This is a genomic window from candidate division KSB1 bacterium (genome assembly GCA_022562085.1).
Lineage (GTDB): Bacteria > Zhuqueibacterota > Zhuqueibacteria > Oceanimicrobiales > Oceanimicrobiaceae > Oceanimicrobium.
Map to the genome: position 1 here is coordinate 1 of JADFPY010000277.1, position 6219 is coordinate 6219.

Genomic DNA, 6219 nt, shown 5'->3' on the forward strand with positions numbered 1-6219 from the left:
TTTCCATGCAAAACTCTAATTGGTGCAAAACTTGCCGGTCGTTTAGACATGGATTTCCTGTTCGATCTTCTTACTCACAATCAAAATATTGTGTCTATTTTTACTGGAATGGTGTTGGTTGTGCCGGCAGTTTACTGGCTTTTTTCATTGTTTCTTTCAGGTGGTGCGTTCTCAGTTTTGGTCAAAGGAGAAAAGTATTCCGCAGCGATGTTTTGGAATGGGGCAGCCACATATTTCGGGCGCTTTTTTAGAATCTTCCTTTGGAGTCTTCCGGTTTTAGGAATCCTATTCTGCATTCAGTTTATCGAAACAGGGTTAGAGAGGCTGATATTCGGCAAGGTCCCTTATCAAAACATTTCTTATTGGGGCGGGTGGGTTAAGTTTGGCTTGCGCACGTTGAGTATTTTATTATTTGGCCTTGTTTTAGATTATGCAAGGATTCACGCGGTTCTTACTGATGAAAAAAGAATGCGGGTTTCGGTGTGGCGAGGAATTAAATTTGCCTTTGGGAATATCGGTAGGACATTTGGTTTGACATTTATCCTGTTTTTAGCGGGAGCAGTTGTTCTCGTAATTTACAACCCAATCTCCAACGCTTTGGCTGCACCTAATGTGTTGGTTGTCATCGCTTTATTTCTACTTCAGCAGACTTATATGATGTTCCGCATGACCTTGCGCTTAACATTGTTTGCGAGTCAATTGAATTTATATAACAAGCTTTCTACGGAGAGTGAGGAAGTGACAGTGCCGGCTGCGGCAGAACCAGGCTTAGCTGGCGCAGTTTGAGGTTTCTTTAATAAAGTCTCTCATTGGAAGAAAAGAGAGATGTGCGTTTCGAACAGATCGTAACTCGCAAAATCCCGTTCCAAAGGTCGAGCTTTGGAACGCAATTGCAGAAGAAGTTTCACTTCCTGTATTCCGGTTTTGTCGAAGCAGAGCTTCTCGCCCAATTGCGTGGCCAAACCGGAGTTTGGGCACGACGTGTGAAACAGCGCTTCGAGAATTGAAGAGCAAGAGTAAGGGTGGGAATTGCCCAAAAAAATCAATCTTCTAGGTTTGCTTCAGGCGTTCGATCAATTTCGCGGCATCGTTCGGATAAATATGAAAATCGTTATAGCGCACAACCCCTTGCTTGTCTATGATAATTGTCCAGGGCGTTCCGCCGGTACGGTAGCTGGCCATAAGCTTGGACCGATGGCCGCGGGTGCCGCTCTGTCCAATGGGTATGTTTAACTTATACTTTTTGGCTACTTCTTTGGCCTGTTCAATGCCGTTGGAAGAAAAACCCTCAAAAGTAGTTTGCACGGCGACAATGGCAACGTCTTTATCATTTTTGTATTGTTTGATAACTTCTTTAAGAGTCGGAAAGCCATACTTGTGACATCCCGGACACCACGATTGGAAACAGTACAAGTAAATCACTTTGTCCTTAAAGTCGGCTACATCCAAAGATTTCTTATCCTCAGGTAATTGAAACCAAGCTGAAACTTCCCAGGAAGGCGCCTTTTGATTTAAGATTCCACGTGTGGGGTTAACGGCTTCTGTTTCTAATGATAATGCAAAAAGTATTGGGATGATAAAAAGCGCTTTGGTTTTCATTCAACAGTCCTCTCTTTTCTAATTCCAATAAGTTTTACCAAATATAACATGAAAATGGTGTTAAGGGGGTTAGTAAATCAGACCTAACTCGTCTTTGAGGTGTGAGTCGGACAGTCTGTTTTTTGACCAGTAATCTAACAAAATCGAATGCGTTTTGACTGCTCGCGTCGTCATCATTTTGGCACTTGGGCCATAGCCGCTCATTTGGCTTTCTTCCCATTCCATAATTCTATGAGGAAAATCCTTTTCAAATTTAATGGCAAGTTTTCTTTTGAGTTTCTTGTATGCAATTGTGTACACTAGCAGTTCGCCTGCGTCTGAGAGTTTGGCAGTTGCTGTTTCAACTTTCAATGGCGTGTGCCGCAAGCGAGCAAACTGCAAACCGGGAATTATTTCGATTTCACCGGTTGGCAAAGATTCCGGCGCCAGGCGAATTTTTGTCCAGACTTCGTCTTCCAAAAGTGCTGCGTCTAATTTAAAGTTTTGATCGCTTTCATTTTGAAAATAGGAGCGAAGTAATCCCTCGATTTTGCCGTTGCGATTGTTGAGCTGCATAAACGTCTGGCCGCACCACTCCTGGTTTGAAGAAGTCACTTTCAAAGTAGACTGTTTGTCGACTTCCACCGGCGTAAAAACCGAAGTCATCATTGAATAAGGATAAATTCCCGTATAAAATTTCTTGATTGAGTTTAATTTTAAAACGGAGGTACTATTCTTCGAATCGCCAAATTCATGTTTGACCTGCTTGTCTGTGAGAAAAGGCTCGGTGACAAAAATGAGTACCGCATCTCCTTTGCGGATTTCGCCGTAGCGTGCCTGGTCTAATTCATAGCGGGTGATTTCAGCTTTGCCGGCATACCAATATTTGTTAAACGCATCCCGATCCGTAGACGCAGCTTTGTTCTCCTTGCTGCCGGCTGATGAGCAGTTTGAGAAATTGAAAGTTAGAATAAGCAGGAAGATGAACTTCAGGGTATTAAGTAATTTCATTTCAATACTCCATTTTATTTTGTGGCCAAATGATTTTGATTAACGTGGTTTTATGAGTTCCATATAAATTTCAGGATTCTTTAAGTTTTGAAACCCGAATTGTCCATAGAGTCCGTGTGCGTCTTCTGTAAGAAGTGTCCAGTTTTTGATGCTCTGCAGTTCGGAGTGATTCATGATATTTTCCATTAGCCATTTTCCCAATCCCAACCCTCGATATTCTTTTAAAATGAAGACATCCGCTAAATGCGCAAGTCTGGAATAATCTGTAATAACCCTTGCAAACCCGATTTGAGACTCTTTCTTGAACACTCCAAAACAGAGTGAGTTTTCGATGCCTTTTTTTACGTCTTCAAAAGAGATTCCTTTTGCCCAGTAGGAGTTGGTTATGAAGTTGTGCACGACTTCATAATCTAATTTTGATTTGTCTGTGTTGATGAAGTAGCCGTTGTTTTCGAATTGTGTGGCCATTTTTTTAAAAACCTCTGATAGGTTCGAAACTTGTTAAAGATTTGAAGTCGTTAAGCCCGTTGCCGGTGCAGAGATGTATCAACGACACTTTTCATCTGCTCGACCTCCAGGAAGCCGCCCAAAAACTCATTGATTTGCGCAGCGATTTCTGCCGGCTTTTCAAGCGCTTCACTGTAATGCACATAAAGCACTTCAAAATTTGATCGTTCTGCCAGCCAGGCCTCAATTTGTGAAAGGTGCTTTTGAAAAAGCCCGGCAAGGGTTTCATCGCCAACCGCATCGGTTGGTTCTCCCCGCCGAATGAGCATTTGCTTTTGCGAGGCTAAAATTTCTGCCATTTTCCGGTGCATAAAGATGACCTTGTATTTGTAGTCCTGGGGTAACGGTTTCAGTAATTGCGAAATTATTTTAACGACCTTGCCCTGCGCGTCCGGCAGCCACTCTTGATCCTCTTCGAGTTGTTTTACTGCTTCAAATTCATAGTACCCTTTGGGATTGTCTTCGTCTGCCGTGCGCAGATTGTCGGTGAGAATTTCGATTCCGCCCGCTTCGAGCATTTTCATCATCATCGAGGTGCCGGAGCGAGGCAGCCCTGAAACAATTGTAATAAACTTTTCCATATTTGTCATATTTTAGGATTTTCCTGGTTTTTTTACAAGTCGTTGATTTTGTTCATCCCAGCGCCACAAATCTGTTTCGCCGTTCAAATGTACGCCACCCAGCCACGAGTCGATTTCTTGCAATTCTTCTTCGCCATTTAAAATTGCTTTGCCTTTTTCCGTCACTTTAAAAAAGGAGTTGGTAAACTCGTCATTTGATAAAGCCCGGTTTATTTCATTTACTCCTAGAATTATGATCAGCGGCGCTTTTAATTTACTGAGGCATTTTAAGTGATTCCAAAACTGGGCGTCTCCAAATCCGTAAACCGGCTCGAGTTCCCCGAACATTGGGAACAGGGGTTTGAATTCATCGATGCCGCCGTTGATTAAATCCAGAGCCACTTTTTCTACACGACCCAGACCATTTTTTAGTGCAGGGAAACGCACCAAATGTGCCAGAAGCCCTTCTTTTAGAAAAGATAGTTCCGAACAGTCTTTTTGCAGAAATGTTTCGATTGCAGTGGGAGTGGGGGAACAGTAAGCAGCCCAGGCCCCCTGGCCAAGTTCAAGCATATTTTGCGTGATGTTTTGACGTTGCTCAAACAGTGAAGCCAATTGGGAGGGGTTGAGCTGACCCAGTCCTTTAAAGTTCTCAATACCCGGAAAATCGTCGATGCAAATGAGCGAAAGCCCGGTTTGGTTTTCCTTCTGCTGTGAGAAAAAATTCAGCAGATAAATTAAATTGATTTGACAAAACAGGTCATGTTCAAACCACAAAACGACTTCTTCATGTTTCGAAAAAGTTCTTAAAACTTCTTCTAAATTTAAGAGCGATGCCTTGCACTCATCAACGGTTTGCTCATAGTCCCTGGCAAGATGCTTTGCCCGCAAATTAATCCAATCATCGAATGATAGACCCCCCGGGGTTGGACCCGCGACCAACGCTTCCCGCCAGGGCAGAAGCTCCCCGGGAAGGTCCGTTTCTTTCAAAATGTTTGCGGTTGCGTCGCCGTTTAGAATGTGCAGCATTTACTTTAGGATTACTAGACCAGTGATACTAATTAACGTTCAAAAACTAATTGGCATTTTGTTTGCCGGTATGCTGAATAGTCATTAAAGTCATTGCATAGTCATTTGGTCATTAAGCAATGACAATAAATGACTTAATGACAACTACTGACGCTCGAAACCAGGCTTTTGTCATTCATATCTGGTTTATTCCTATATGCATTATTATTTAGGAATCAAAGTGGAGTGCTAACCACACCGTTTTTTGTTTTTCGTCCGTCCACTCGAGGCGGTGCTTTTTATGTGCCGGAATCAGGAGATGATCGCCCGGCGTCAATTCAATGACTTCACTTTCGTTTTCAAAGCGGAGGCCGGCTTTGCCTTTGAGTAAAACAACCCACTCGTCCTTTTCTTGATCGTACCAGTCGTTTTCAGGAGTTGCTTGACCGGAGGAAAGAATCCGTTCTAGTTTAAAACGGTTGTTCTCAAGCAGGGTTTCAAAAATCTCCTCGGGAAACGATTCAGGGATGTTTGAGAAAAGGTTTTGTTTAATTGAGTTCATAGATTCACAAATCGGTAGTTGCACAACTATGGTCGCGTCTTTGCGAGGCGTTCCTTCGACTGGCTCAGGACAAGCTTTTGCCGAAGCAATCCCAAGCCTGTCTAATCTGTAGATTGCTTCGCTGAGAAACGCTCGCAAAGACAAATAGACATAGTAATTATTCTTTCTTATCTAATTTCAAAGCGACAGAATTTATGCAGTAGCGTTTGCCCGTTGGCCCGGGGCCGTCGTCAAAAATGTGGCCGAGGTGAGCATCACATGCTTGGCATAGGACTTCGGTTCTGCGCATGAAGTGGCTGTTATCTTCTTCGATGCTTACGCTTTCTTCATTCTTCGGCGCTGTAAAGCTCGGCCAACCGGACCCCGAATCGAACTTGTCGTCTGATTTGAACAACTCAGCGCCGCAGCAAACACATTTGAAAACGCCCTCGTCCTTGCAGTCGTTATATTCCCCGGAGAAGGCCCGCTCGGTCGCTTTTTGCCGGGTAACAGTATATTGATCCGGAGTAAGTTGCTGCTGCCATTCTTCTTCGGTTTTTGTGATTTTGGGTTTCATTCTTTTATCTCCTATAGAATTCCGAATGCCGACAACAAGTCATTTCAAACCAATACCACTTTCTCATGCCTCAACAGCCACTCCTTGCGCCAGATGCCGCCGCCAAAGCCGATGAGCGAGCCGTCGCTGCCGATCACCCGGTGGCACGGAATAATAATCGGAATTCGGTTTTGTCCGTTGGCCGCGCCCACTGCACGAGTCGCTTTTTTATTGCCAATTGCAGTGGCGATGTGCAAATAAGAAGTCGTCTGACCGAAGGGAATCTTCACAAGCTGCCGCCAAACGCTCTTTTGGAAATCCGTGCCCTGCGGATTTAAAGTTAAAGAAAAATTCTTAAGCTCACCAGAGAAATATTCATCAAGCTGCCCAAAGCATTCTTTTAAACAAGCAGGGACTTCTGAATGAGGGGCCGATTTTAAATCGGTAATCTCTAATTC

General features: G+C 43.7%; 10 protein-coding genes. 2 read left to right on the forward strand and 8 right to left on the reverse strand.

Annotated features, from left to right (window positions below):
- Nucleotides 1-48 precede the first annotated feature (48 nt).
- Nucleotides 49-786, forward strand: coding sequence for a hypothetical protein (locus tag IH879_17855; GenBank protein ID MCH7676788.1), 738 nt, complete (start codon nucleotides 49-51; stop codon nucleotides 784-786).
- Between the two features lie 23 nt (nucleotides 787-809).
- Nucleotides 810-1007: a hypothetical protein gene (locus IH879_17860; protein MCH7676789.1), complete on the forward strand. Its 198-nt coding sequence runs from the start codon at nucleotides 810-812 to the stop codon at nucleotides 1005-1007.
- 43 nt (nucleotides 1008-1050) lie between these two features.
- On the opposite strand, the gene IH879_17865 is transcribed toward IH879_17860, so the two are convergent.
- From IH879_17865 to IH879_17900, 8 genes are all read right to left on the reverse strand, one after another.
- Nucleotides 1051-1599 (reverse strand): TlpA family protein disulfide reductase, encoded by a 549-nt coding sequence (locus tag IH879_17865; GenBank protein MCH7676790.1) that lies wholly within the window; start codon nucleotides 1597-1599, stop codon nucleotides 1051-1053.
- Between the two features lie 69 nt (nucleotides 1600-1668).
- Nucleotides 1669-2589 carry a septum formation inhibitor Maf gene (locus tag IH879_17870; GenBank protein MCH7676791.1) on the reverse strand — a complete coding sequence of 307 codons (921 nt, stop codon included), beginning with the start codon at nucleotides 2587-2589 and terminating at the stop codon, nucleotides 1669-1671.
- A 39-nt stretch (nucleotides 2590-2628) separates the two neighbouring features.
- Complete coding sequence (locus IH879_17875) at nucleotides 2629-3057, reverse strand: GNAT family N-acetyltransferase (protein MCH7676792.1); 429 nt, start codon at nucleotides 3055-3057, stop codon at nucleotides 2629-2631.
- Between the two features lie 50 nt (nucleotides 3058-3107).
- On the reverse strand, nucleotides 3108-3677 hold the full coding sequence (locus tag IH879_17880) for a sulfotransferase domain-containing protein (GenBank protein ID MCH7676793.1): 570 nt from the start codon (nucleotides 3675-3677) through the stop codon (nucleotides 3108-3110).
- A gap of 12 nt (nucleotides 3678-3689) precedes the next feature.
- Nucleotides 3690-4685: a hypothetical protein gene (locus tag IH879_17885; protein ID MCH7676794.1), complete on the reverse strand. Its 996-nt coding sequence runs from the start codon at nucleotides 4683-4685 to the stop codon at nucleotides 3690-3692.
- A gap of 208 nt (nucleotides 4686-4893) precedes the next feature.
- The gene (locus tag IH879_17890) at nucleotides 4894-5226 is read right to left on the reverse strand and encodes a cupin domain-containing protein (GenBank protein ID MCH7676795.1); all 333 of its coding nucleotides are present in this window, start codon (nucleotides 5224-5226) and stop codon (nucleotides 4894-4896) included.
- Nucleotides 5227-5383: 157 nt separating this feature from the next.
- The gene (msrB, locus tag IH879_17895; protein ID MCH7676796.1) at nucleotides 5384-5782 is read right to left on the reverse strand and encodes a peptide-methionine (R)-S-oxide reductase MsrB; all 399 of its coding nucleotides are present in this window, start codon (nucleotides 5780-5782) and stop codon (nucleotides 5384-5386) included.
- Nucleotides 5783-5826: 44 nt separating this feature from the next.
- Nucleotides 5827-6219 (reverse strand): methylated-DNA--[protein]-cysteine S-methyltransferase (locus IH879_17900; protein ID MCH7676797.1); only part of this gene is annotated, 393 nt, incomplete at its 5' end.

Excerpts from the sequence above, each read along its gene's own strand:
- IH879_17885 (MCH7676794.1), bottom strand. The coding sequence starts at position 4,685 with ATGCTGCACATTCTAAACGGCGACGCAACCGCAAACATTTTGAAAGAA.
- IH879_17880 (MCH7676793.1), bottom strand. The coding sequence starts at position 3,677 with ATGGAAAAGTTTATTACAATTGTTTCAGGGCTGCCTCGCTCCGGCACC.
- IH879_17865 (MCH7676790.1), bottom strand. The coding sequence starts at position 1,599 with ATGAAAACCAAAGCGCTTTTTATCATCCCAATACTTTTTGCATTATCA.
- msrB (MCH7676796.1), bottom strand. The coding sequence starts at position 5,782 with ATGAAACCCAAAATCACAAAAACCGAAGAAGAATGGCAGCAGCAACTT.
- IH879_17875 (MCH7676792.1), bottom strand. The coding sequence starts at position 3,057 with ATGGCCACACAATTCGAAAACAACGGCTACTTCATCAACACAGACAAA.
- IH879_17855 (MCH7676788.1), top strand. The coding sequence starts at position 49 with ATGGATTTCCTGTTCGATCTTCTTACTCACAATCAAAATATTGTGTCT.
- IH879_17870 (MCH7676791.1), bottom strand. The coding sequence starts at position 2,589 with ATGAAATTACTTAATACCCTGAAGTTCATCTTCCTGCTTATTCTAACT.
- IH879_17890 (MCH7676795.1), bottom strand. The coding sequence starts at position 5,226 with ATGAACTCAATTAAACAAAACCTTTTCTCAAACATCCCTGAATCGTTT.